Consider the following 23,329-nt stretch of genomic DNA (forward strand, 5'->3'; position numbering starts at 1 on the left):
AACTTCAAAGAGCGGTTCGGTGTCAATCAACGAACTCTTACCTTCATACTTTTGGGAAAACCATCATGCAATCTCTCGGACAATTTCTTGATCTTAGTCCATTCAGTTGGTCTGCATTATTGTGCTGTGCTATCAATGGGTTACTGATTGGCGTTGAACGCCAAACCCGCGGTAAACCTGTGGGTATTCGCACGTCAATATTAATTATCTCAGGGACTTATCTCTTTCTAGCGATGGCCGTATCACTGTCCCCTAACACCTTAGATCAAGCTCGCGTGCTTGGACAAATTATTACTGGGGTTGGTTTTTTAGGCGCAGGCGTGATGATGACTCAAGATGGGAAAATCCATGGCGTCACCTCGGCCGCTGTTATTTGGGTACTGGCATCACTGGGATTGATGATCGGTCTTGGTTACTTACAGCAATCCATCATTATCACGGTATTAGCATTGTGTGTGTTGTATGGCGTGGATAAGGTGGAAAATAGCTTTCAAAGTTTGCGCCGTGGTGTTCATCAACGCTTTCGTCGTCGTACATAAGGTGAAAAAAGTATCCACCGGCATAGCCGGTGGTTTTTCATATGCGCCTGTAAGGCTTTCATACTGGCAGCGCCCTAGCAGGCGCGTAGTGATCTGACATTTGCATATGACTATTTCCTGCGGCCCGTAAACGGGCTACCTGAGTACGGGAGCGATAATTGCTCTCCCATTTTATCCTGCTCTAGTTGGTGCTTTATGTAACTTTGTATCTTCTCGGTATTTTTTCCTACCGTATCTACATAATACCCTCGACACCAAAATTCTCGATTCCTGTACTTGAACTTCAAATCTCCAAATCGCTCATATAGCATCAGGCTACTTTTTCCTTTCAAATACCCCATAAATGATGAAACACTCATCTTCGGTGGGATTTCTAAAAGCATATGAATATGATCTACGCAGCACTCCGCTTCAATAATATTCACACTTTTCCATTCACATAGTTTTCTAAGTATCTCGCCTACTGCCCTTCGTTTCTCACCATAGAACACCTGCCTTCGGTACTTAGGTGCAAAAACTACATGATATTTACAATTCCATCGCGTGTGCGCTAAGCTCTTTTCGTCCCCCATTGGGACCCCCTTTCAATTCTTAATTAACTCTTGCAGTTGCCAGACCACAAGACGTTTTTATCAAATTGAAAGGGGTTATATAACTGACTTATAGCTGTAAGCTTTACGGAACCCCCAGCCTAGCTGGGGGTTTTCTCGATACAAAAAAAGAGCAGCTTAATGCTGCTCTTTCGATTTCAATTCATCGGCTATTTAGCAAAGTTGATGATAGGAAAACACTTAAAGAAACCGTTATCCGCACAGTTAATTAGACCAACCTGAACACCTTCAATTTTTGTGGTTTTGTTGAACAAACCCACTTGCACTTTCGATGTATCAGAGAAGTTTGCTGCACCAACATCAACCATGGTATTACCTTCAGAGTAGTTCACTAGACTGACGTTAGCACCTTGTACATTGTTGGTCAGATTCACTACACCCACGTTAGCACCCACGGTTTGCCCTGTATTCCAGTTTAACAAACCGAGTGAAGCACCGGTCATCTCTTGATTGACTTTCGATGCCCCTAAAAGACCTAAATTTACACCCGTCGTAGAGTCAGTTTCAGATAATCCAACAACGGCGAGATCTAAGCCTTTAACTTCATTCACTTTACCGTAAAGAGCCGCAACACGAACACCTGATACCGCATTTTCATCCGGCGCATTGAAGTTATTGATGGAAGAAAACATAACTGGAGTGCCAGCCATCGCAACAGAAGAAGATAACGCAGCCACTACGGCTAGTGCTGAAAGTACTTTTTTCATAAAGATCTCCATTGACCAATGAAACCGTTAATATTGGGTTTGTTCACGCTATTTCACTCACATCATCACCAAATTGTGATCAGTGAAGAGACGAAGTCTAGAAGAGTCGGATCACTCAAACGTCAGGATTGAGCTAATTATGCGAAAAAAAACCGGAGGCAAGCTCCGGTTTCTTATTGAGAGAGGATGATTACATCATCCCTCCCATACCGCCCATGCCGCCCATATCAGGCATTGCCGCTTCTTTCTTCGGTAGCTCAGTCACCATAGCTTCTGTGGTGATCATGAGGCCCGCGACTGAAGCTGCGAACTGTAGCGCACTACGAGTCACTTTGGTTGGATCCAAAATACCCATGTCGATCATATCGCCATATTCACCCGTCGCAGCGTTGTAACCATAGTTACCTTCACCAGCGCGAACATTGTTAGCTACAACAGAATCCTCTTCGCCCGCGTTTTTCACGATTTGACGAATGGGTGCTTCCATCGCACGTAGTGCAACACGAATACCTACGTTTTGCTCTTCGTTGTCACCTTCAAGGCCCGCAACTTTAGCAGCCGCACGGATCAGTGCAACACCACCACCCGCAACCACGCCTTCTTCAACGGCTGCGCGAGTTGCATGCAGTGCATCTTCTACACGATCTTTCTTCTCTTTCATTTCAACTTCAGTGGTTGCACCGACTTTGATCACTGCAACGCCACCTGCCAGTTTGGCCACGCGTTCTTGTAGTTTTTCTTTGTCGTAATCTGAAGTTGCGTCTTCAATTTGTTGACGAATTTGTGCAACGCGACCTTTAATGGCTTGCTCTTCACCTGCACCATCAATGATGGTGGTGTTTTCTTTAGTGATAGAGATGCGCTTCGCTTGGCCTAGATCTTCCAAGGTCACTTTTTCAAGCTCAAGACCGATCTCTTCAGAAATCACAGTACCGCCCGTTAGGGTAGCAATGTCTTGTAGCATCGCTTTACGGCGATCACCAAAACCAGGTGCTTTCACGGCAGCAACTTTTACAATACCACGCATATTGTTCACAACTAGCGTCGCCAATGCTTCACCTTCAACATCTTCCGCCACAATCAGTAGTGGACGAGAAGCTTTTGCTACCGCTTCAAGTGCAGGAAGCAGTTCGCGAATGTTAGAAATTTTCTTATCAACCAATAGGATGAATGGGCTATCTAGATCAACACTGCCCGCTTCTTGGTTATTAATGAAGTAAGGAGATAGGTAACCACGATCAAACTGCATACCTTCCACTACATCGAGTTCATCTTGCAGTGCTTGGCCTTCTTCAACAGTGATAACGCCATCTCGGCCCACTTTTTCCATCGCTTCAGCAATGATGTTACCCACGCTTGAATCCGAGTTTGCAGAAATAGTACCCACTTGCGCAATCGCTTTAGTGTCTGAACAAGGTACTGAAAGCTCTTTCAACGCTTCAACCGCCGCCACGACAGCTTTGTCGATGCCACGCTTAAGATCCATTGGGTTCATACCCGCTGCTACAGCTTTCAAGCCTTCAGTGATGATCGCTTGCGCTAATACCGTTGCGGTTGTCGTTCCGTCACCCGCTGCATCGTTAGCTTGAGAAGCAACTTCTTTCACCATTTGTGCACCCATGTTCTGGAATTTGTCTTCCAGTTCAATTTCACGCGCAACAGTGACACCATCTTTGGTGATAATAGGTGAACCAAACGATTTATCTATCACAACGTTACGGCCTTTAGGGCCAAGGGTGACTTTTACTGCATCGGCTAGAATATTAACGCCTTCTAGCATTTTAATACGTGCATCGTTACCAAATTTAACGTCTTTAGCAGCCATCTTTAATTTCCTTTTCTAAATTCTGTTTTAATCAATCGTTTTTGAATCAGAGCAAAAATTACTCAATGCTTACTCGACAATCGCCATGATGTCGTTTTCAGACATAATGAGCACTTCTTTGCCGTCGATCTTTTCCGTTTTAGTACCGTAGCTTTCTGCAAAAATAACCGTATCACCTACTTTGACATCCAGCGGTTGTACCGAACCATTTTCAAGGATTCGGCCTTTGCCTACTGCTAAGATGACGCCACGAGTCGATTTCTCTGCAGCGGAACCTGTTAGAACAATGCCACCAGCAGATTTAGATTCAACTTCTTGGCGTTCAACGATAACTCGGTCGTGTAATGGACGAATGTTCATCGGTCGTCTCTCCTGATTAGATTTTCCGTTAGGTTTATGAAAAGGCTGATTACTCAGCTCGTGAGTGATATGTGGGGGAGCAAGCAAGGGATCCCAAGGGGGGAAAGCGAAAATTTTGTGATCTATTTAACGAATTGATAGCGAATCTTGGTTCTGTGCTGACAAAAGTTACTAGCGGCTCATCCTGTATAGTCAATAATTTGCTTTATTAAGCTGCTTCTTCATAATAGATAAGGCAAACAGAGGAATGCGATGAAAACCATTGACCGAATACTTCAAACCATCAAACGCGATGGAGCGGTAACCGCTAAACGACTGGCCGACGACCTAGGAATTACCACCATGGGGGCTCGCCAGCACCTACAAAGTTTGGAAGATGATGGCATTGTGGCGTTTCATGATGTCAAAGTAAAAGTCGGACGCCCTACTCGACACTGGTCTTTGACACAACAAGGCCACGACCAATTTGCTGATCGGCATGGCGAGTTGATCATCCAAGTGATTGATGCTGTTGAGCACCTTTTTGGTAAAGAAGGGCTAGCCAAAGTAGCGGCAGAGCGTGAAGCTCACACATTAGCACAGTATCAACACGCATTAATTGATTGCCACAGTTTAGAAGAAAAACTAGCTAAGCTAGTGACGCTTCGTGAGCAAGAAGGCTATATGGCAGAGCTCATACCATCAACGAACGGTTACACTTTAATTGAGAACCATTGCCCTATCTGTAAAGCTGCGGCACGCTGCCCTAACCTGTGCCAATCTGAACTTAATATTTTCCAAACGTTGATCGGTGAGCAGTATGTAGTTGAACGGAGCGAACACATCATTATGGGTGAGCGTCGCTGCCGTTATCAAATCACACCACGCTAAGATCGTCTCATTAGTAAGAAATGGCGATTTCGTTCCAACTCCTACCTTATTGATCGGTTATGCTTTCATTGTGTTGATAAAATAATCAACAGAGAAATAGTGTAAAGGAGAAAGATATGGAGCCCCCTCAAAAACAGGCCTTACCTTCTTTTGATGAGTTGGTTGAACTTGCCAAACATAATCCAGATGCCTTTACGCAACTGAAAAAAGATATCTGTGAAGAGATGATCCTCTCCTCTTCCAACAACATGCAAGACAGGTTATGGGCTCAGCAAAGTCACATTGACTTGGTGGTGAGCCAATGCAAAAACCCTGTCCATGCTAATGTTATGCTGATGCGTGAGCTCGGCGAACAGATGATGAAATTTAGAAATGCCTTAGATGGCGAATCGGCGCGCACTCAACCGAGCGCGACCATCATTCCATTTGTGCCGCGCCACAGCGACTGGCGTTAACCTCGCTATTTGAAGCTTTTTAAAACAACAGGAGGCATTGGCCTCCTGTTGTTTCATCAATTTTTTTCTATCAAGTTTACTCTGGTTCAGGTCCGTAGCGATTGCGGCTTTGCGTTCCCTTCATAAAACCACATTCGACTAAAATCCATGAGCCACAAACCAGTGCGACCAGCGATACCAATGACTCTGTCATACTGGCTTGAGTGGCGATCTCGGCACTCGCAAAAGGCATACTCATACGGCCTATCACCAAAGGGACATTAAGCAATAACCACCAAGCAGACTTATCTCTGTCATGCCAACGTTTTACCGTGATGGCCAAATCAGGCAGTAACACCACTAGCAAAAACAGCGGCAAGATCAGGTGCGTATAGGCAGGAAACATTTGGTTTGCAGCGAGTGCGAAGCCCATAATGGACGCGTAATAACAGAGATTCCACATCCAAAATACTTTGCGCCCGATGCGTCCTTGAAATGAAAATAGCAGTTCTTTAATTGACATCTTGTTACCTAAAATGGTTAATTTACAACCTTTTGGAAGCAATCTTTATCCATATCACGCACATTCACGGTCAGACTCCTGACTTGACTAGCTTGCTGTTGCAATACCGCCATTAATTGACGTGACAACTCTCTTTTTTGTTCAGGTGTCCGCCCTGACAGCAAATCAAAGCTGAGGTGAATAAAATCAACACTGTCGCCCTCTTCACCAATGCACCAATGGTGGCAGCGTAGCGCCCGTGATTTTACTGAGTCAGCGTCAAATAATCCGCAGCGAAGTGCGACTTGGTGAAGATCTTCCAATAACCCTTGAACATTCACACGTTCATCCACAGAGTTCGAGTATTCCATAACAAGGTTGGGCATACGAATTCCTTTTCTTCATTCATGATCAAATTTCAACACTGGTGAGCCTTATTGGTATCACTAGCTTTTCTTTTAACAGCCACTAATAGCAATTAATCTCGTAAAATCCGAGCCATTATCGGCTATTCTGTCTATCTGATCACTGATAAGGGGTGTCACGCATTGCTTAAGATCCCATAAAGTCATGACTCGAATCATGATCTGACCGATTTTATCTGTTATATTCTTTCGCAATCACGTTTATTTTTGACATTCATTCATTTTAACTTTGATAGATAATGGAGATATTCCTATGCGTCATCCTGTAGTTATGGGTAACTGGAAACTAAACGGCAGCAAAGAGATGGTTGTTGAGCTGCTAAATGGTCTGAATGCAGAGCTTGAAGGCGTAACGGGTGTTGACGTAGCCGTTGCTCCACCAGCACTTTTTATTGACCTAGCAGAGCGCACTCTGACCGATGCGGGTAGCGCGATCATTCTGGGTGCCCAAAACAGCGACGTACACAACAGTGGCGCATTCACTGGCGATATGTCTCCAGCAATGCTGAAAGAATTCGGTGCAACACACATCATCATTGGTCACTCAGAGCGTCGTGAATACCACAACGAATCCGATGAATTTGTGGCGCAAAAATTTGCATTCCTAAAAGAAAATGGCCTAACACCAGTACTTTGTATCGGTGAATCTGAAGCACAAAACGAAGCTGGCGAAACAGTAGCCGTATGTGCACGTCAACTTGACGCTGTGATCAACACTCAAGGTGTTGAAGCGCTAGAAGGTGCGATCATCGCTTACGAACCAATCTGGGCGATCGGCACAGGTAAAGCAGCAACAGCAGATGATGCTCAACGTATTCACGCCGCCATTCGCGCGCACATTGCTGCAAAATCAGAAGCAGTCGCGAAGAATGTCGTTATCCAATACGGCGGTTCTGTCAAACCTGAAAATGCAGCAGCTTACTTCGCACAACCAGACATTGATGGTGCTCTAGTTGGCGGCGCAGCACTTGATGCGAAAAGCTTTGCAGCTATCGCAAAAGCAGCAGCTGAAGCGAAAAAAGCGTAATTATTCACACTAATTATCGTTAAGAAGGTCAGCATTTGCTGGCCTTTTTTGTTTCTTCACTCGCGTCACACTTCCCATCCTAGCAGCTATAGTCGCGATCGCCAGAATCAAGTATCCTAACGTTTTGCTTAACCTACGTTGCCAGTAATGCACGATAAACACGGCCTATTAACCGCCCCAATTCCAAATGTGCTCACTCAAATGACGATCCCAATGATTTTTGGTTTGATCGCGATTTTGATGTTTAACTTGGTCGACACCTTTTTTATCTCACTGTTGGGCACCGAATCTCTTGCCGCCATCAGTTTTACCTTTCCCGTCACCTTTGCGGTCAACTGCATCACCATGGGAATTGGTATTGGACTTTCGACGAGTATTGGCCGCTTACTCGGTCAAGGTGACGCTAAGAATGCGGCGCGTTTTTCTAGTCATGGCGTGTTGCTGGCTGTGGTGCTGGTGACATTCGCTTCAATTCTGGGGTTACTGACCATTAAGCCACTTTTCCTACTGCTTGGTGCCACTGACGATTTAATCCCTTTGATTGAGCAATACATGCAGGTTTGGTATTTGACCATTCCTTTGCTCGTTATTCCCATGGCTGGTAACAGCGCAATTCGAGCAACGGGTGATACCAAAACACCGGCTAAAATTATGATGCTCGCAGGTTGTATTAACGGTCTGCTCGATCCGCTGCTGATTTTTGGTTATGGCCCTTTCCCTGAATTAGGAATCCAAGGTGCTGCTATTGCCAGTGCATTCAGTTGGTTAGGCGCACTGTGTGGATCGCTATATGTCTTAATCAAAAGAGAAAAATTATTGGCATGGCCGTATTTTCCTACTTTATGGCATGATTGGCAGCAGATCTTAAAAGTGGGCACACCAGCGGCACTCTCCAATGCAATGAATCCACTCTCTGGCGCGCTATTAATGATGATGCTGGCCAGTCATGGCACGACTGCAGTAGCCGCTTACGGCGCAGCGCAGCGTATTGAGTCGATACTCATTTTGGTCTTGATGTCACTAACCTCAGCACTGACTCCCTTTATGGCACAAAACATCGGCGCAAAAAATATTGAGCGTAGCTTTGCTGGCCTGTTCCTCAGCATGCGTTTTTCTATCGTATTTCAATTGATGATTTTTGCAATGATGGTACCGCTGAGCATCCCTTTGTCAGCCCTATTTTCTCAAGAGCCCTCGGTGCGCGATCTATTGTGGCACTATTTGCTGGTGGTGCCACTGAGCTATGGCTTTCAAGGCATTGTGATGATGCTTGTCTCTGGATTGAATGCATTGCATCAACCTATGCGCGCCTTTCAGTGGAGCGTGATGCGGCTGTTTGTGTTCACTCTTCCTGCCGCGTGGTTAGGTTCGTATCTCTATGATGTCGAAGGGCTGTTTATCGGGATTGCCGCAGGCAATACCTTAGGTGGGCTGCTGGGTTATTACTACGCCCTGCGTCTAAAACGAACTTACCTGTTTCGCTAATGCTACCATTTATCTGGTTGAGCACGTCATGGTGAACTAAATATAAAAAAGCCAGCATTCATGCTGGCTTTATCACTTAGAAGCATCGCCTTTCAGCGCGAGAAACTACTCTTCAATCTCGTCAAGGTCATCATCTAAGTCCATATCCACATTTAAAGGCTCAGGAGATAAAATAATACCCGTATTATCAGCGTACAAATAATCTTCAGGTAGGAAAGTGACGCCACCAAAGTTGACAGGCACATCCACTTCACCGATGCCTTGATTGGATGCTCCAACAGGAATAGAGGCGAGCGCTTGAATGCCGATGCTCATCTCTTCGAGTTCATCCACTTCGCGGACACAACCGTAAACAACGATACCTTCCCACTCATTTTCTTCAGCAAGAGCGGCCAATTCTGCATCAATCAGCGCACGGCGCAGTGAACCACCACCATCAATTAACAGCACCCGTCCTAGCCCATCTTGCTCTAATACTTCACGGATTAAGCCATTATCTTCAAAACATTTAATCGTCGTAAGCTGGCCAGCAAAGGATGCGCTTCCACCAAAGTTACTAAACATTGGCTCCACCACATCGACTTGGTCGAGATAAATATCACATAACGCAGAGGTGTTGTATTCCATAATGGTTCTTCTCTTGCCGAAAATTATCTTCACCGAGTATATAGGGTCATTAAGTCATTGCAATGACAAGCGACAATTAACTCGTCAGAGTTTGAGCTATAACAATTCCAACAAACAACAAGTTGGTGATCAGTGAACATTTAACGATAGCGGGCATCATAGGTGCTATCTGCGCAGGTTGATCACTCACCCACACCGCTTTACTGTGTTTTACCACTACCACAATGCTCAACAAAAAGGGCAAACTGATCCACGTTGGGCTGCTTTGCATCACTAAATACCAAGCAAAAGCGATCACCGCACCCGCCAATAGCATAAAATGATATTGCTTGGCACGCGTTTGCCCAAGACGTACGGCAACGGTTTTTTTACCGCAAACTGCATCATTTTCAATATCACGCATATTGTTGACATTGAGCACAGCAACCGCCAATAAGCCACAGCCTAACGCGGGTAAGAACAGGCTCGGTTCCACATGGCCGGTATGCAAGAAATAGGTTCCAGACACCCCAAGTAAACCAAAGAAAATGAACACGGATAAATCACCTAAGCCGACATAGCCGTAGGGTTTGTTACCGACCGTGTAAGCAATCGCGGCCACAATAGCGAGCACGCCCAGCCCGACAAAAGCCAGAATACTTTGCACACTATCCAGTGCATAAAAAATCAACACCAAACCCGAGATAACCGTCAATGTGATGTTAATCAGCATCGCTTGCTTCATATCATCGAGCGTCACCGCACCGGATTGAATCGCTCTGATTGGCCCTAAGCGTGCCTCATTATCCGTACCCTTGACCGCATCACCATAATCATTTGCAAGGTTGGATAAGATTTGTAATAAAGTTGCGGTAAGCAGAGCAAGCAGCGCTACTGGCAACGAAAAATGGCCCGATGAGAAAGCTAACGCGCTGCCCGTTAAAATAGAAACTAGCGCGAGAGGGAGCGTTTTAGGCCTGGCCGCATCAAGCCAGATATGGAGCGAATTCTTCATGCAAGGTCACTGCCGTTCAAAAAAGGGGTCAGTATATACTGTTCTGCTGGCGAGTATAACACGGCAATAAAAAGCCCGTCACTTTGGACGGGCTACAAACAGTGTACTGACCATTCGACCCGCTAAAGAATAAAGCGGCTCAAATCTTCATTCTCGACTAACTCACCTAGGCGCTGCTTGACGTAGGCGGCATCGATAATCATTGAGGAGCCCGGTTTTTCTGTTGCATCAAATGAGATTTCATCCATCAAACGCTCCATCACGGTATGCAGGCGACGTGCGCCGATATTTTCCGTGGTTTCATTCACTTTCCACGCGGCTTCCGCAATTTGAGTGATGCCATCTTCAGTGAATTCAATGTGCACCTCTTCCGTCTTCATCAGCGCAATATACTGCTCGGTCAGAGAGGCTTTCGGCTCAGTCAAAATACGTTTAAAGTCATGGCTCGATAATGCTTCAAGTTCGACGCGAATCGGCAAGCGGCCTTGCAACTCGGGGATTAAATCAGAGGGCTTCGCCACTTGGAATGCACCCGACGTAATAAAGAGGATATGATCAGTTTTAACCATGCCGTGCTTAGTCGAGACGGTACTGCCCTCAATCAAAGGTAGCAAATCACGTTGCACCCCTTCACGCGACACATCTGGACCTGAGCTTTCGCCGCGTTTACAGATTTTGTCAATCTCATCGATGAAGACAATACCGTTATTTTCAACATTAAAAATAGCTTGATCTTTCAGCTCTTCCTGATTGACCAACTTTGCCGCTTCTTCCTCAGTCAAAGCTTTGAAGGCCTCTTTGATTTTGAGTTTGCGTTTTTTCTTGGTATCCCCTGCAAGGTTCTGAAACAAACCTTGCAGCTGATTGGTCATCTCTTCCATGCCCGGAGGTGCCATAATTTCAACCCCCATTTGAGGGACAGCGACATTGATTTCAATCTCTTTGTCGTCGAGCTTTCCTTCACGCAACTTTTTACGGAAGATTTGGCGAGTGTTCGAGCTCTCTTCGCCCTTTTCATTCTCTCCCCAAGCATCACGAGCTGGCGGCAATAAAGCATCTAAAATACGCTCTTCTGCTTGCTCTTGCGCGCGAAATTGCACTTTTTCCATCGCTTGCTGGTGAGTCATTTTTACCGCGACATCGGTTAAATCGCGAATAATAGTTTCCACTTCTTTACCAACATAACCCACTTCGGTAAATTTGGTCGCTTCCACTTTAATGAATGGTGCGTTGGCAAGCTTGGCGAGACGACGAGCAATTTCTGTTTTTCCCACCCCAGTTGGACCAATCATCAAAATGTTTTTCGGCGTTACTTCGGCGCGCAAACTCTCTTCGAGCTGCATGCGACGCCAGCGGTTACGCAGCGCAATCGCTACCGAACGTTTGGCTTTATCTTGACCAATAATATGGCGATTTAATTCGTGAACAATTTCACGTGGAGTCATTTCAGACATCAGATTTTCCTTAATTCTTTACCCTAACACTGTCTTTATTTTTCGGTGGTCACTGTTTGTTGCAGTAGCAATTCCGCCGGTATTTCTAGTTCTTCGATAGTGTGGAAATGGTTGGTAAACACGCAAATGTCGCCCGCAATTTTTAGTGCTTTTTCAGCGATTTCACGTGCATCTAAATCGGTATTTTCTAATAATGCGGTCGCCGCAGCTTGGGCAAAATTACCACCCGAACCGATAGCAATCAGGTCGTTTTCTGGTTGAACGACGTCACCATTACCCGTAATAATGAGCGATGCAGTTTCATCAGCCACCGCTAAAATCGCTTCTAGCTTACGCAGTGCTCGGTCACTACGCCAATCTTTTGCCAGCTCAACCGCGGCCTTAGTAAGATGACCTTGATGCATTTGCAGCTTACTTTCAAAGCGCTCAAACAAGGTAAACGCATCGGCTGTGCCACCTGCAAACCCTGCCAAGACTTGATTATTGTACAGACGGCGAACCTTGCGCGCGTTGCCTTTCATTACTGTATTACCGAGCGATACTTGTCCGTCACCGGCGATGACAACTTTATTATTACGACGTACAGAGACGATGGTAGTCACGACAGGACCTCTTATTTGTTTTCACGATGGAGTTAGCAAATATATGAGGATGGTTGGGGAAGATTTCAAGTCACAAAAAACACTCACCGCGAATCGATTGGATGCGGTGAGTGATCGCTCTTATTGTGGTTCAGTCCAAATGGCGCACGGCTCAATTTTAGCGCGTTGTAATTTATGCTCGTCACGCTGCGCATCACGCTTATATTTGTATGGCCCTAATACCACGCGATACCAACTGCTGCCTTCCGTTTTTCGGATTTCACTTTTTAAACCCTGAAACGCGATATCAAGTTTACGGCTTTCAGCCTGTGCCGAAGTTTTGTACGCCCCACACTGCATGATATAAGGGATTTCAGACACTTTTTGTTCTTTGGCTACTACTTCTACTTCACGTTTCGGCAAGCTATCCACGTAATCCCATTTTTCCTCTGGGGGCGGTGGGATCACTTTCTCTGGCTTAGGTTTTGCAACTGGTTTTGTAGGAACCACAACCGCTTGAGGCGGCTCAGGATCACGGCTGAGTAAGAACAGCCCATAACCAAAACCGGAAACGAGCAACAGTGCCAATAAGCCACTACGCCAAGGTTTACGACGTGGAGTTGTTTTTTTCGGGGTCGGCTTTTTCGGACTACGACCGCGCCTTACATAATCTTTATTAGCCACAGAGAATTCAAAAGTTGATGGTTTGTGCCAATGTTAATGCAGTTTCCAACGACTTAATAGTGTTGAAAGAGTTGCAGCGCATCAAAAGTGCGCTGCATGTGGTTAGCTCAAGCGAGGAGGTGCTGCGCTTTCTCGAATCACTAACTTGGTTTCTAATAGTCGAGAACCTGCGCCAACCTCTTGACCGCGAAGAAGATCGAGCATCATGAGCATCGCTTGACGCCCTATCTCATAGCGCGGCTGTGAGATGGTCGTTAACGGTGGATCGCAGTAGAGCGCAAATTGAATATCATCAAATCCCACCACTGAAATATCTTGTGGAACGCGCAAGCCCAATTTTTTGGCTTCCTTAATGACACCGATAGCCATACTGTCATTATGACTAAAAATGGCTGTGGGTGGCTCAGATAACGCCAATAATTGGCGCAGTGCTTTAGCCCCAGCTTCAAAAGTAAAATCACCATAAGTGCAATAATTAGGGTTCATGGTAATTCCTGCACGGCGTAAGGCTTGTTGATAACCTTGATGGCGGAACTTACACAGCGTGGCCTCTGCTGGCCCCGATATTTGCGCGATGCGTTTGTGCCCGAGCTGCGTCAAATAGTTCACCGCTTCAAACGCTGAAGTAAGGTTATCAATATGTACCGTCGGCAACTCAAGTTCTGGCGCAAATTCACATGCCATGACCATAGGTGGCAGGTTTTTTTGCTCCGGCTTACTAACATCAAACGGCAAATCAGTTCCCAGCAACAACATGCCATCGGCCTGCTTAGTAAATACGAGGTTAACTAACGAACTTTCTCGCTTTTTCTGCTGACCACTATCACCCAACAGTACTAAATAACCATGTTCCATCGCCGCATCTTCGATACCACGAATGATCTCTGTGAAGTAAGGGTCACAAATATCAGGCACGATAGCGACAATGGTTTTAGATTCATTACGGCGTAAGTTACGAGCGAGAGAATTTGGTGAGTAACCAGCTTCCAAAACAGCATCTTCGACACGCTTTCGCGTTGAAGATGATACTTTTTCAGGGTTCATCAACGCCCTAGATACTGTGGCGGTTGATACACCTGCAAGCTGGGCAACATCCTTCATTGTCGCCATAGAAATTAACCTCTTTAAAAGTTGTTACTGGGCTGAAATCACCCGTTGTTATGTTTATAAAATCCGGTTGTAAAATCTGGTTATCCATTTTGAACGCTGAGCTGTTATTCACAGCGGATATATGAGTGATAGTCTATTCATTTCCACCCAGAAAGTTACGGTCAGATTAACAAATTTTACATAATAAGCGTGAAGCCACTCACATTAGAGAGGATTAAATAGGCTGACAAAAATAACAGTAACCTTTTTAGCATTCGATTGCTTCAATATGTTACATCTCATTTCATCGAAAACGCTACTGAGGTTTAACTGAGATCTTGCGGTTCAATATCTAACGACCAGCGAATTTTCTTGGCTAATGGTAACAGTCCAATCGCAGGCTTAGCACTCATCAATAGTTTTTGCATTTTGGAGCGATGTTGAGTTTGCAGTAATAACTGCCAGCGATATTTGCCCGCTCTTTTCGCCAATGGGGCTGGAGTTGGCCCTAAGACTAAGCACGAATCATCAAATAACGGATGCGCTTCTAACGTATGCCTAATTTGGCGTAAAAACTCTTCCACCATCGAAGCTTGATTGGATTCCGCTTTAAACAGTGTGAGATAGGTGTAAGGTGGCAACATCGCTATTTTCCGCTCTTCTAACGCGGTTTCTGCAAAATGACGATAATCCTTTTGCAACAGTGCTTGCAGCAAACTGTGTTCCGGGTGATGCGTTTGTAAAATCACTTCGCCGGGTTTACTAGCGCGTCCTGCTCGACCTGCCACTTGAGTAAATAGCTGCGCCAAGCGTTCGGCGGCGCGAAAATCACTGCTGTATAGCGAACCATCCACATCCAATAACGCTACTAAAGTTACATCGGGAAAATGGTGCCCTTTAGCGAGCATCTGCGTGCCAATTAAAATCTGATACTCACCTTGTCGAATCGATGATAACGCACTTTCTAAACTGCCTTTACGACGCGTACTATCGCGATCAATACGCACCGTTTTATATTCGGGGAAAAGCTGCGCCAGTTGCGCTTCAAGTTGCTCGGTACCTACCCCAACCGTGACCAACTGAGTGGAACCACAACCTTGACACTGATGAACCACCGGACGTTGCGAGCCGCAATGGTGACAACGCATGTCACTGCTGTATTGGTGAAAGGTATAGTACGCATCGCAACGTTTGCACTCGGCAATCCAACCGCATTCATGGCACATCAGCGCGGGCGAGAAGCCGCGCCGATTGAGAAACAGCATCACTTGGTTACCTGCACTGAGGTGTTTTCTCATCTCAGCAATCAGCGGCGCTGATAACCCACTCTCTAAAAACAGGCCTTTCACATCCAACACTTTGTTTTTAGTGGGAACCGCTACGCCCGCACGCTGAGTTAAGCTTAAGTGATGATATTTGCCGCTCAATGCATTATGCAACGTTTCTAATGCTGGAGTGGCAGAACCAAGCACAATCGGGATCTGCTCAAGGTTTGCACGCATTACCGCAACATCTCTTGCATGGTAGCGTAGGCTATCTTGCTGTTTATACGAAGCGTCGTGCTCTTCATCAACAATGATGATACCTAGGTCTGCAAAAGGCGTTAGCAGCGCTGAGCGAGTACCAATAATAATGCCCGCGATATTATCACGCGCCGCTAACCACGCGTTGAGGCGCTCGGTTTCATTGAGCCCCGAGTGGACCACGGCAACTGGCACATTAAATCGCTTACGAAAGCGGTTAATGGTTTGTGGTGTTAGACCAATCTCAGGCACCAGTACCAATGCCTGACGTCCTTTTTCTAAAACGGGCTTGATTAAGTTTAGATAAACTTCGGTTTTCCCTGAACCGGTGACCCCTTCAAGTAAATAGCATGCGAAATGGTGATGGCTATTAATTGAAGCAATCGCGATCGCTTGTTCTTGGTTGAGCTTGGGCGTTTCCACATCCGCTTCAACATTCTGCGGCCAAGCCGTCTGTGTCGGCCGTTTTTCCAGTGATTCTATCCAGCCTTTCTCTTGTAAGGTTTTGAGTACGCTGCTACCTACCTCTTCATCAATAAACAGTTGATGGGGCACAGCGCCAGACTCAAGCATCGTCATCACTTTGGCTTGCTTTACCGCTCGCCCGAATCCTTGCATGAGTTGATCGCGCCCACTGGGCGTCAGTTGCCACTCCACTAAGGTCGAAAAATCGGCCGCTTTCCCTTTGCGTAATGCGCCAGGCAATGCATTGAATAACGTGTCGCCTAATGGGTATTGATAAAATTGGCTACACCATAACAGCAATTGATAGAGTTTCTCTGGCCAGACTGGCTGGCTATCGAGCACCGCTTTTAGCGGCTTTAATTGATCGACTGAAAACTCAGACTCACTGACTATAGCGGTGACGATACCCACCAGAGTTTGCCGACCAAATGGCACCGACACTCGTCCACCAACAATCGGAAACAGATGACTTGGGATCTGATAATCAAACTGCTTATCCAATGGGACAGGTAAGGCAACGCGTGCAATGGTGGGGCGCATAATCGACCGTTCGTTCTACAAAAAATGTGAAAAGACAGTCTACTGGATGCGTCACCGAAATTCGAGCTTCGTCATTGGACAAAAATGTGGCGAAAATAGCGGCGAAATGGCTTGATCCACTGAAGAGGATTCATTAATATATCGCGCCTTGATGATATGGCTTCTTGCTTGATGTTAAGCAGTCAGCGGTATCAACATTTTTTTATTAACTACGTGTGGTGTCCGGCTTCGATTCGGATAGCGACGCGGCCCAATTTGAGGTTATCCCATGAAAGCTGGTATCCATCCAGAGTACAAAGCAGTTAGCGCGACTTGTTCTTGCGGCAACTCTTTCGAGTTCAGCTCAACGCTAGGCAAAGATTCTATCCACCTAGACGTGTGTGACAAATGTCACCCATTCTACACTGGTAAGCAACGTATCGTTGATACCGGCGGCCGTGTAGATCGCTTCAACAAGCGTTTCGGTGCTCTTTCTAGCAAATAATTTCTTTTTTGCTAGAAAATTAAAAAAGGATGCTTCGGCATCCTTTTTTGTTGGCATTTTTTGTATAGTTGTCAGTACGCACTGGTCTTATCTGCGACATTTTCTCCATTTTTTGATGAAGCACGTCAGGTTCCCGCCTAGGAAGTTTGAGCGACATCCATTAGAATTATGGACCTTTTCCAATCCAACACGAGCACTTATACCTATGTCTGATGACACTCACCAAGAATTAACGGCAGAAGAACAATTTCGCCAACGCGCACTCGATTACCATGCTTACCCAACCGCGGGTAAAATTGCCATTTCATTAACTAAGCCTGCCGACTCGGCTGAAGACCTTGCTCTAGCTTACAGCCCGGGCGTTGCTGAACCGGTTCGTGAAATCGCACAGAACATCGACAACGTTTATAAATACACTGCGAAAGGCAACACCGTCGCTGTGATCTCAAACGGCACGGCTATTCTTGGTTTAGGTAACTTAGGTCCGATGGCTTCCAAGCCCGTCATGGAAGGAAAAGCGCTACTGTTTAAACGCTTTGCTGGGCTTGATTCAATTGATATTGAAGTAAAACACCGCACAATCGATGAATTTGTCGATACGGTTGCCAACATCGCCGACACCTTTGGCGGCATCAACTTAGAAGATATCAAAGCACCAGATTGCTTTGAGATTGAACGCCGTTTGATCGAGCGCTGTAATGTGCCTGTTTTCCATGACGATCAACACGGCACTGCGATTGTTACCGCCGCTGGCATGCTCAATGCGATTGAACTACAAGGCAAGAAACTCAACGAATGCACTATCGTCTGCCTTGGCGCTGGCGCAGCAGCTACCGCTTGCATGGAACTACTGATTAAGTGCGGCGCAATGCGTGAAAAAATCTACATGCTTGATCGCAAAGGTGTGATTCATACTCGTCGCGATGACATCAATGAATATAAGCAGTTGTTTGCTAATAACACCGACAAACGCACACTGGAAGATGTGATTGAAGGCGCTGACTTATTCCTAGGTGTGTCAGGTCCCAACCTGCTGCCTGCCGAAGCGCTAAAATTAATGGCCGATAAACCGATCGTATTTGCTTGCTCAAACCCTGATCCGGAAATTAAACCGGAACTCGCACGCGCGGTACGTGACGATTTAATTCTCGGCACAGGCCGTAGCGATTATCCAAACCAAGTCAACAATGTGTTGTGCTTCCCATTTATTTTCCGTGGCGCTTTGGATGTCCGTGCTAGTGAAATTAATGACCAAATGAAGCTAGCCGCAGTTGAGGCGATACGTGAACTGGCTAAAGAAGAAGTGCCGGCTGAAGTGTTGAAAGCTGCAGGCGTAAAAGCGTTAAGTTTCGGCCCTGAATACATCATTCCAAAACCGATGGACCCACGCCTACTGCCTCGTGTTGCTAAAGCGGTTGCTCAAGCAGCGGTTGACTCTGGCGTCGCTCGAATCGAGATGCCAGTCAATTACATGCAAGAATAATCACAAGCTTGAGCGGCTAAATGCCTCGCTCGAAAAAAAACCGCTGACTTTCAGCGGTTTTTTTATATTCTGAGACACAGAGCCAAAGTCACAATGGCAACTTACCCAGTATCCTCTCTATTTTATCTCGTTATACCGCAATTACGCGCTACACTTCTTCATCATCATACGCTTCAAATTCAATGCCCATTGCGGTCATTAATGCTTTTGCTTCCGTCGGAATATCGTCTGGACGATCTTTTCTCAAATCTTCGTCGGTCGGTAAAGGTTGACCAGTATAAGCATGCAAGAAGGCTTCACACAGCAGTTCACTGTTCGTTGCGTGGCGTAAGTTATTGATTTGACGGCGAGTGCGCTCATCAGTTAATACTTTCAACACTTTCAATGGGATTGAAACGGTGATTTTTTTGACTTGCTCACTCTTCTTCCCATGTTCAGCATATGGGCTAATGTATTCCCCATTCCAGTCTGCCATTGCGCACCTTCGTTATCGTAATTGGTCGTTAAAAATTTGAAAGTTGGATTTTAGCGGGATTTACCGCCACAAGCAAAGACATATAGACGTCTAGATATATTGACGTCTTCTTTTGAGTTCAGTAAAGTGTGCCATTATCGACAAAGAGATACCCGAAATACTTGAAATTTCAGCAGAGCGGCAAGTCAAGGCAGCCAGACTATGTTATTGAAGTAGGTGAACCTAGCCAACATCGCAGCAACTTCAAGTTAGAAAGGGGATAGCAATCTCACGCACTATCGGATATAGCTAATACTCGAGACAATGGACGTTGCCATTTCGTTGTCCTCAGGTAAAGCAGGAACCCCTCAATAAAAGTCAGTTTATTGAGTTTAATTAAGTAAGGAAACCGTCATGACCACTCGCAAGCCAGCCACCATCGCCGTTAGAACCGGTATTGAATCAGACTCTCAATATCATGCTGTTGTGCCTCCAATTTATCTTTCGACAAATTATAGCTTTCCTGCGTTTGGTGAAGTGCCTAAATACGATTACACACGCTCTGGCAACCCGAATCGCGGTCTGCTCGAAAAAGCGTTGTTTGAACTCGAATCGGGTCAAGGCGCTGTGGTGACTAACTGTGGCACTTCGGCGCTGAATCTATGGGTTTCCGCCTTTTTAAGTCCTGACGATCTGATTGTGGCCCCGCATGACTGTTACGGTGGCACATATCGACTGTTTAATACACGCGCCAAAAAAGGCGATTTTAAGACACTCTTTATTGATCAATCCGATCCAAACGCTTTGCAGGCCGCTTTGGCGAAAAAACCTAAATTGGTACTCATTGAAACCCCATCCAACCCATTAGTTCGCGTGGTAGATATTGCTGATATTTGCCAACAAGCACACGCCGTCGGTGCATTAGTGGCGGTTGACAACACCTTCTTAACGCCAGTTTTCCAAAAACCATTAGAGTTGGGCGCAGATTTTGTCATCCACTCCACCACCAAATTCATCAATGGCCACTCCGATGTAATTGGCGGAGTTGTTATCACCAAAACAGAGCAGCACGCTGAAGAGCTAGCATGGTGGGGCAACTGCCTTGGCTCAACGGGAACCCCTTTTGATAGCTATATGACGCTGCGTGGCATTCGTACCTTAGGCGCAAGAATGCGCGTCCATGAGGAAAGCTCACGTGCCATTTTGGACTATCTGCAAAGCGAAGCCTTAGTAAAGGTCATTTATCACCCGAGTTTGCCAGAGCATCCTGGCCATGAGATAGCGAAAAAGCAGCAATCTGGCTTTGGCTCTATGCTCAGTTTTGAGTTTGCGGGCAGCTTTGAACAGCTCAAATATTTTGTCTCTCAGTTAACATTATTCTCACTGGCAGAATCATTAGGAGGCGTGGAGAGCTTAATCTGCCACCCCGCTTCGATGACTCACCGAGCGATGGGCGAAGAAGCGTTGGCCGAAGCCGGTGTTTCACAGCAGCTATTACGCCTATCGGTCGGCTTAGAAGATGCCCAAGATTTGATTGACGATCTCGCTCAAGCCTTTGCTAAAGCGAAGGAGGCCTATTAATGACTGCCCTACGTCAATTGCACAAGTTTGGCGGTAGCAGCCTTGCCGATCCTGAATGCTACAAACGGGTCGTTAATATCTTAAAAGAGTATTCTCAAGCTGATGATTTGGTGGTGGTTTCTGCCGCAGGAAAAACCACCAATCGTTTAATCGAATTTCTCGACGCTCTCAATAAAGATGGCCGAGTAGCTCATGAGAACTTGCAATCGGTCCGTCAGTACCAAATCGATTTAATCAACGCGCTGCTCGATGAAGATGCAGCGCAACCGCTCATCACTTTACTCACCAACGAAATTCGCACCTTGGGTCAGCTTTGCGCGCCCCTATCGCCAGCTCAACAAGCGGCGGTACTTGGCCATGGTGAAGTGTGGTCATCACGCTTATTGGCGGCGTTACTCAATCAACATAATCTTGCGGCTGTGGCACAAGACGCCCGCGAATTTCTTCGCGCGCAAGCAGGCACACAACCGGAAGTGGATCGCGCTCGCTCCTACCCTTTGCTGAAAGAAATTTTGGCACAACACGCGCATCACCGAGTGATCATCACAGGCTTTATGGCTCGCAGTGAACAAGGTGATACTGTGCTACTTGGGCGCAATGGCTCTGATTACTCCGCCACTATGATCGGCGCACTTGCGGAAGTAAACCGAGTAACGATTTGGAGTGATGTGGCCGGTGTTTATAGCGCCGACCCGCGCATTGTTAGTGATGCCTGTTTACTGCCGCTACTGCGTTTGGACGAAACCAACGAGTTAGCGCGCCTTGCCGCCCCAGTATTGCACAGCCGAACTTTGCAGCCCGTGGCGCAAAGCACCATGGATTTGCACTTGCGCTGCAGTTATCAACCCGAAGCAGGCTCGACTCGCATTGAGCGTGTATTGGCATCGGGACGCGGTGCCAAAATCATTACTTCACTTGATGATGTGCTGTTGATTGAGCTTAATTTTGCTCACGGGCATGACTTCCAGCGCCTACAAAGTGATGTACTACGCAGCTTGCGTCGTGCTCAACTCGAACCGCTAGCTTTCGATACTCAAGCCGATCAACACCAACTGCGTCTTGCCTATACTGCTGAGATTTCAGGCGGAGCCCTAGCCCATCTGCAAGATGCCGCTTTTGAAGCAGAAATTAAACTCAAAGAAGGCTTTTCATTAGTGGGTGCTGTGGGTGCGGGAGTGACGAAAAACCCCAATCACTGCTACGGCTTTTATCAACAGCTACGTTCATCACCGATCGAGTTTATCTGTGAAGCCGAATCTGGGCTGAGTTTAGTCGCGGTACTGCGTAAAACGCCGATCACCCCCTTAGTGGTGGGTATGCATAACCAACTATTTCAGGCGCAAAAACGGGTCGCACTGGCACTGTGTGGCAAAGGCAACATTGGTTCGAGTTGGTTAAAACTCTTTGCTGAACAAAAATCAGAGTTAGAAAAACGCCATGGCATGAACTTCGAGTTGGTCGCGGTGGTCGATAGCCAAACCTATTGGTTTGATGAGCAAGGGATTGATGCAGCATCGGTTTTAAAGCATTTTGACGATGAAGCGATTGCCAGTGAGGGAATGGCTTGGCTACAACGATTAAGCAATATTCAAGGATATGACGAAGCGGTTGTGCTCGATGTAACCGCAAGCAAAGAACTGGCTGATCACTACCTCAACATTGCTGAAAATGGGATGCACCTCATCTCAGCGAATAAAGTCGCGGGCTCTTCCTCTAGCGTCGATTACCACCAAATCAAAGAAGCGTTCGCGAAAATTAGCCGCCATTGGCTCTACAACGCGACGGTTGGCGCAGGCTTACCCATTAACCACACGGTACGTGATTTGCGTGAAAGCGGTGATGAAATCGTCGCCCTCTCTGGTATTTTCTCTGGCACTTTATCTTGGTTATTTCAGCAATTCGACGGCTCAATACCGTTTAGCGAACTGGTCGATTTAGCATGGCAACAAGGACTTACCGAGCCTGATCCGCGCAGCGATCTGGATGGTTCAGACGTAATGCGCAAACTGGTGATCCTAGCCCGTGAAGCGGGATTACATATCGAACCGGAAAATGTCAAAGTTGAATCACTGGTTCCTGATGAGCTCAAGCACCTCTCACTGGATGACTTTTTAGACAAAGGCCAACTGCTGAGTGAAAAATTAGCAGAGAGACTAACCAAAGCACAACGTGAAGATAAAGTGCTACGCTATGTCGCAAGGCTTGAGAAAAATGGCAAAGCAACGGTGGGGGTTGAAGCTTTAGAGCGTGAACACGCTTTGGCTAACCTTTTACCTTGTGACAACATCTTTGCTATCGAGAGTAAATGGTATCGCGATAACCCGTTAGTGATTCGTGGCCCGGGCGCTGGTAGAGAAGTGACAGCAGGAGCTATCCAATCGGACCTCAACTTGCTGTCAAGCTTGCTGTAACACTCCAGCTTATTCCAGATTAAGGGGCCACTAGGCTCCTTAATTTAACTGCGAAAGGATGATATTAGGTCATGCATACCGAGGTTGAGCATGACTTGAAGGTCACTCACAATCAACATGAATAATATTTATAATTACAGTGTTGACATTAAATGCTATTCAATACATTCTGTG

23 protein-coding genes are annotated in these 23,329 nt (G+C 46.2%); 9 read left to right on the top strand and 14 right to left on the bottom strand.

Going from position 1 to position 23,329, the window contains the following annotated elements; translation table 11 throughout:
- The first annotated feature begins 65 nt into the window (after positions 1-65).
- Positions 66-539 carry an MgtC/SapB family protein gene (locus DD616_RS05995; protein ID WP_013855863.1) on the top strand — a complete coding sequence of 158 codons (474 nt, stop codon included), beginning with the start codon at positions 66-68 and terminating at the stop codon, positions 537-539.
- Between the two features lie 110 nt (positions 540-649).
- On the opposite strand, the gene tnpA is transcribed toward DD616_RS05995, so the two are convergent.
- The 4 genes from tnpA to DD616_RS06015 all read right to left on the bottom strand — a co-directional run bounded on the left by tnpA (position 650) and on the right by DD616_RS06015 (position 4,042).
- Positions 650-1,111, bottom strand: coding sequence for an IS200/IS605 family transposase (gene tnpA / locus DD616_RS06000; protein ID WP_208872063.1), 462 nt, complete (start codon positions 1,109-1,111; stop codon positions 650-652).
- Between the two features lie 188 nt (positions 1,112-1,299).
- Positions 1,300-1,857 carry a VC2662 family protein gene (locus DD616_RS06005; RefSeq protein WP_026027420.1) on the bottom strand — a complete coding sequence of 186 codons (558 nt, stop codon included), beginning with the start codon at positions 1,855-1,857 and terminating at the stop codon, positions 1,300-1,302.
- 190 nt (positions 1,858-2,047) lie between these two features.
- Positions 2,048-3,682 carry a chaperonin GroEL gene (groL, locus tag DD616_RS06010; RefSeq protein WP_013855861.1) on the bottom strand — a complete coding sequence of 545 codons (1,635 nt, stop codon included), beginning with the start codon at positions 3,680-3,682 and terminating at the stop codon, positions 2,048-2,050.
- 69 nt (positions 3,683-3,751) lie between these two features.
- Positions 3,752-4,042 carry a co-chaperone GroES gene (locus DD616_RS06015; protein WP_010317634.1) on the bottom strand — a complete coding sequence of 97 codons (291 nt, stop codon included), beginning with the start codon at positions 4,040-4,042 and terminating at the stop codon, positions 3,752-3,754.
- Positions 4,043-4,294: 252 nt separating this feature from the next.
- On the opposite strand from DD616_RS06015, the gene DD616_RS06020 reads away from it, so the two are divergent.
- On the top strand, positions 4,295-4,912 hold the full coding sequence (locus DD616_RS06020) for a helix-turn-helix transcriptional regulator (protein ID WP_013855859.1): 618 nt from the start codon (positions 4,295-4,297) through the stop codon (positions 4,910-4,912).
- A 116-nt stretch (positions 4,913-5,028) separates the two neighbouring features.
- Positions 5,029-5,367, top strand: a complete 339-nt coding sequence (locus DD616_RS06025; protein ID WP_013855858.1) for a DUF3135 domain-containing protein — start codon at positions 5,029-5,031, stop codon at positions 5,365-5,367.
- Positions 5,368-5,443: 76 nt separating this feature from the next.
- On the opposite strand, the gene DD616_RS06030 is transcribed toward DD616_RS06025, so the two are convergent.
- Both DD616_RS06030 and DD616_RS06035 read right to left on the bottom strand, forming a co-directional pair.
- Positions 5,444-5,869: a DUF805 domain-containing protein gene (locus DD616_RS06030; protein WP_029190043.1), complete on the bottom strand. Its 426-nt coding sequence runs from the start codon at positions 5,867-5,869 to the stop codon at positions 5,444-5,446.
- Positions 5,870-5,886: 17 nt separating this feature from the next.
- A complete protein-coding gene (locus DD616_RS06035) occupies positions 5,887-6,234 on the bottom strand; it encodes a 5-carboxymethyl-2-hydroxymuconate Delta-isomerase (RefSeq protein ID WP_017043199.1) in 348 nt (115 codons plus the stop codon).
- 292 nt (positions 6,235-6,526) lie between these two features.
- Between DD616_RS06035 and tpiA the strand changes: the two genes are divergently transcribed.
- Positions 6,527-7,300, top strand: a complete 774-nt coding sequence (tpiA, locus tag DD616_RS06040) for a triose-phosphate isomerase (RefSeq protein WP_026027419.1) — start codon at positions 6,527-6,529, stop codon at positions 7,298-7,300.
- 147 nt (positions 7,301-7,447) lie between these two features.
- Positions 7,448-8,785 (top strand): MATE family efflux transporter, encoded by a 1,338-nt coding sequence (locus tag DD616_RS06045; RefSeq protein WP_208872064.1) that lies wholly within the window; start codon positions 7,448-7,450, stop codon positions 8,783-8,785.
- 105 nt (positions 8,786-8,890) lie between these two features.
- On the opposite strand, the gene rraA is transcribed toward DD616_RS06045, so the two are convergent.
- The 7 genes from rraA to priA all read right to left on the bottom strand — a co-directional run bounded on the left by rraA (position 8,891) and on the right by priA (position 16,742).
- Positions 8,891-9,412, bottom strand: coding sequence for a ribonuclease E activity regulator RraA (rraA, locus tag DD616_RS06050; RefSeq protein WP_026027418.1), 522 nt, complete (start codon positions 9,410-9,412; stop codon positions 8,891-8,893).
- 76 nt (positions 9,413-9,488) lie between these two features.
- Positions 9,489-10,406 (bottom strand): 1,4-dihydroxy-2-naphthoate polyprenyltransferase, encoded by a 918-nt coding sequence (locus DD616_RS06055; RefSeq protein ID WP_017043197.1) that lies wholly within the window; start codon positions 10,404-10,406, stop codon positions 9,489-9,491.
- Positions 10,407-10,528: 122 nt separating this feature from the next.
- Positions 10,529-11,860 (bottom strand): ATP-dependent protease ATPase subunit HslU, encoded by a 1,332-nt coding sequence (gene hslU, locus DD616_RS06060; protein WP_013855851.1) that lies wholly within the window; start codon positions 11,858-11,860, stop codon positions 10,529-10,531.
- 35 nt (positions 11,861-11,895) lie between these two features.
- Positions 11,896-12,462 (bottom strand): ATP-dependent protease subunit HslV, encoded by a 567-nt coding sequence (hslV, locus tag DD616_RS06065; protein WP_010317615.1) that lies wholly within the window; start codon positions 12,460-12,462, stop codon positions 11,896-11,898.
- Between the two features lie 120 nt (positions 12,463-12,582).
- Positions 12,583-13,125 carry an SPOR domain-containing protein gene (locus DD616_RS06070; protein ID WP_017043196.1) on the bottom strand — a complete coding sequence of 181 codons (543 nt, stop codon included), beginning with the start codon at positions 13,123-13,125 and terminating at the stop codon, positions 12,583-12,585.
- Between the two features lie 102 nt (positions 13,126-13,227).
- Positions 13,228-14,235 (bottom strand): DNA-binding transcriptional regulator CytR, encoded by a 1,008-nt coding sequence (gene cytR / locus DD616_RS06075; RefSeq protein ID WP_017043195.1) that lies wholly within the window; start codon positions 14,233-14,235, stop codon positions 13,228-13,230.
- 305 nt (positions 14,236-14,540) lie between these two features.
- Positions 14,541-16,742, bottom strand: a complete 2,202-nt coding sequence (gene priA, locus DD616_RS06080; protein WP_208872065.1) for a primosomal protein N' — start codon at positions 16,740-16,742, stop codon at positions 14,541-14,543.
- A 268-nt stretch (positions 16,743-17,010) separates the two neighbouring features.
- Between priA and rpmE the strand changes: the two genes are divergently transcribed.
- Both rpmE and DD616_RS06090 read left to right on the top strand, forming a co-directional pair.
- Entirely contained in the window at positions 17,011-17,226 is a 216-nt protein-coding gene (rpmE, locus tag DD616_RS06085; protein WP_010318344.1) for a 50S ribosomal protein L31, read from the top strand.
- 205 nt (positions 17,227-17,431) lie between these two features.
- Entirely contained in the window at positions 17,432-18,709 is a 1,278-nt protein-coding gene (locus DD616_RS06090) for a malic enzyme-like NAD(P)-binding protein (protein WP_026027888.1), read from the top strand.
- 148 nt (positions 18,710-18,857) lie between these two features.
- Here the strand turns inward: DD616_RS06090 and metJ are convergent, their stop codons facing one another.
- Positions 18,858-19,184, bottom strand: coding sequence for a met regulon transcriptional regulator MetJ (gene metJ, locus DD616_RS06095; RefSeq protein WP_010318342.1), 327 nt, complete (start codon positions 19,182-19,184; stop codon positions 18,858-18,860).
- A 393-nt stretch (positions 19,185-19,577) separates the two neighbouring features.
- Here metJ and DD616_RS06100 point away from each other — a divergent pair, with 393 nt between their 5' ends.
- Together DD616_RS06100 and DD616_RS06105 are read left to right on the top strand one after the other, a co-directional pair.
- Complete coding sequence (locus tag DD616_RS06100; protein WP_017049224.1) at positions 19,578-20,744, top strand: O-succinylhomoserine (thiol)-lyase; 1,167 nt, start codon at positions 19,578-19,580, stop codon at positions 20,742-20,744.
- Positions 20,744-23,155 (top strand): bifunctional aspartate kinase/homoserine dehydrogenase II, encoded by a 2,412-nt coding sequence (locus DD616_RS06105; RefSeq protein ID WP_208872066.1) that lies wholly within the window; start codon positions 20,744-20,746, stop codon positions 23,153-23,155. Before DD616_RS06100 ends, DD616_RS06105 begins: the two co-directional genes overlap by 1 nt.
- Positions 23,156-23,329: the final 174 nt, after the last annotated feature.

The sequence above is a fragment of the Vibrio anguillarum genome (assembly GCF_003390515.1).
GTDB lineage: Bacteria > Pseudomonadota > Gammaproteobacteria > Enterobacterales > Vibrionaceae > Vibrio > Vibrio anguillarum.

Excerpts from the sequence above, each read along its gene's own strand:
- DD616_RS06055 (WP_017043197.1), bottom strand. The coding sequence starts at position 10,406 with ATGAAGAATTCGCTCCATATCTGGCTTGATGCGGCCAGGCCTAAAACG.
- DD616_RS06035 (WP_017043199.1), bottom strand. The coding sequence starts at position 6,234 with ATGCCCAACCTTGTTATGGAATACTCGAACTCTGTGGATGAACGTGTG.
- tnpA (WP_208872063.1), bottom strand. The coding sequence starts at position 1,111 with ATGGGGGACGAAAAGAGCTTAGCGCACACGCGATGGAATTGTAAATAT.
- DD616_RS06090 (WP_026027888.1), top strand. The coding sequence starts at position 17,432 with ATGTCTGATGACACTCACCAAGAATTAACGGCAGAAGAACAATTTCGC.
- DD616_RS05995 (WP_013855863.1), top strand. The coding sequence starts at position 66 with ATGCAATCTCTCGGACAATTTCTTGATCTTAGTCCATTCAGTTGGTCT.
- rpmE (WP_010318344.1), top strand. The coding sequence starts at position 17,011 with ATGAAAGCTGGTATCCATCCAGAGTACAAAGCAGTTAGCGCGACTTGT.
- DD616_RS06025 (WP_013855858.1), top strand. The coding sequence starts at position 5,029 with ATGGAGCCCCCTCAAAAACAGGCCTTACCTTCTTTTGATGAGTTGGTT.
- groL (WP_013855861.1), bottom strand. The coding sequence starts at position 3,682 with ATGGCTGCTAAAGACGTTAAATTTGGTAACGATGCACGTATTAAAATG.
- DD616_RS06045 (WP_208872064.1), top strand. The coding sequence starts at position 7,448 with ATGCACGATAAACACGGCCTATTAACCGCCCCAATTCCAAATGTGCTC.
- hslU (WP_013855851.1), bottom strand. The coding sequence starts at position 11,860 with ATGTCTGAAATGACTCCACGTGAAATTGTTCACGAATTAAATCGCCAT.
- DD616_RS06105 (WP_208872066.1), top strand. The coding sequence starts at position 20,744 with ATGACTGCCCTACGTCAATTGCACAAGTTTGGCGGTAGCAGCCTTGCC.
- DD616_RS06015 (WP_010317634.1), bottom strand. The coding sequence starts at position 4,042 with ATGAACATTCGTCCATTACACGACCGAGTTATCGTTGAACGCCAAGAA.
- rraA (WP_026027418.1), bottom strand. The coding sequence starts at position 9,412 with ATGGAATACAACACCTCTGCGTTATGTGATATTTATCTCGACCAAGTC.
- priA (WP_208872065.1), bottom strand. The coding sequence starts at position 16,742 with ATGCGCCCCACCATTGCACGCGTTGCCTTACCTGTCCCATTGGATAAG.
- metJ (WP_010318342.1), bottom strand. The coding sequence starts at position 19,184 with ATGGCAGACTGGAATGGGGAATACATTAGCCCATATGCTGAACATGGG.
- DD616_RS06005 (WP_026027420.1), bottom strand. The coding sequence starts at position 1,857 with ATGAAAAAAGTACTTTCAGCACTAGCCGTAGTGGCTGCGTTATCTTCT.
- DD616_RS06020 (WP_013855859.1), top strand. The coding sequence starts at position 4,295 with ATGAAAACCATTGACCGAATACTTCAAACCATCAAACGCGATGGAGCG.
- DD616_RS06030 (WP_029190043.1), bottom strand. The coding sequence starts at position 5,869 with ATGTCAATTAAAGAACTGCTATTTTCATTTCAAGGACGCATCGGGCGC.
- cytR (WP_017043195.1), bottom strand. The coding sequence starts at position 14,235 with ATGGCGACAATGAAGGATGTTGCCCAGCTTGCAGGTGTATCAACCGCC.
- tpiA (WP_026027419.1), top strand. The coding sequence starts at position 6,527 with ATGCGTCATCCTGTAGTTATGGGTAACTGGAAACTAAACGGCAGCAAA.
- DD616_RS06100 (WP_017049224.1), top strand. The coding sequence starts at position 19,578 with ATGACCACTCGCAAGCCAGCCACCATCGCCGTTAGAACCGGTATTGAA.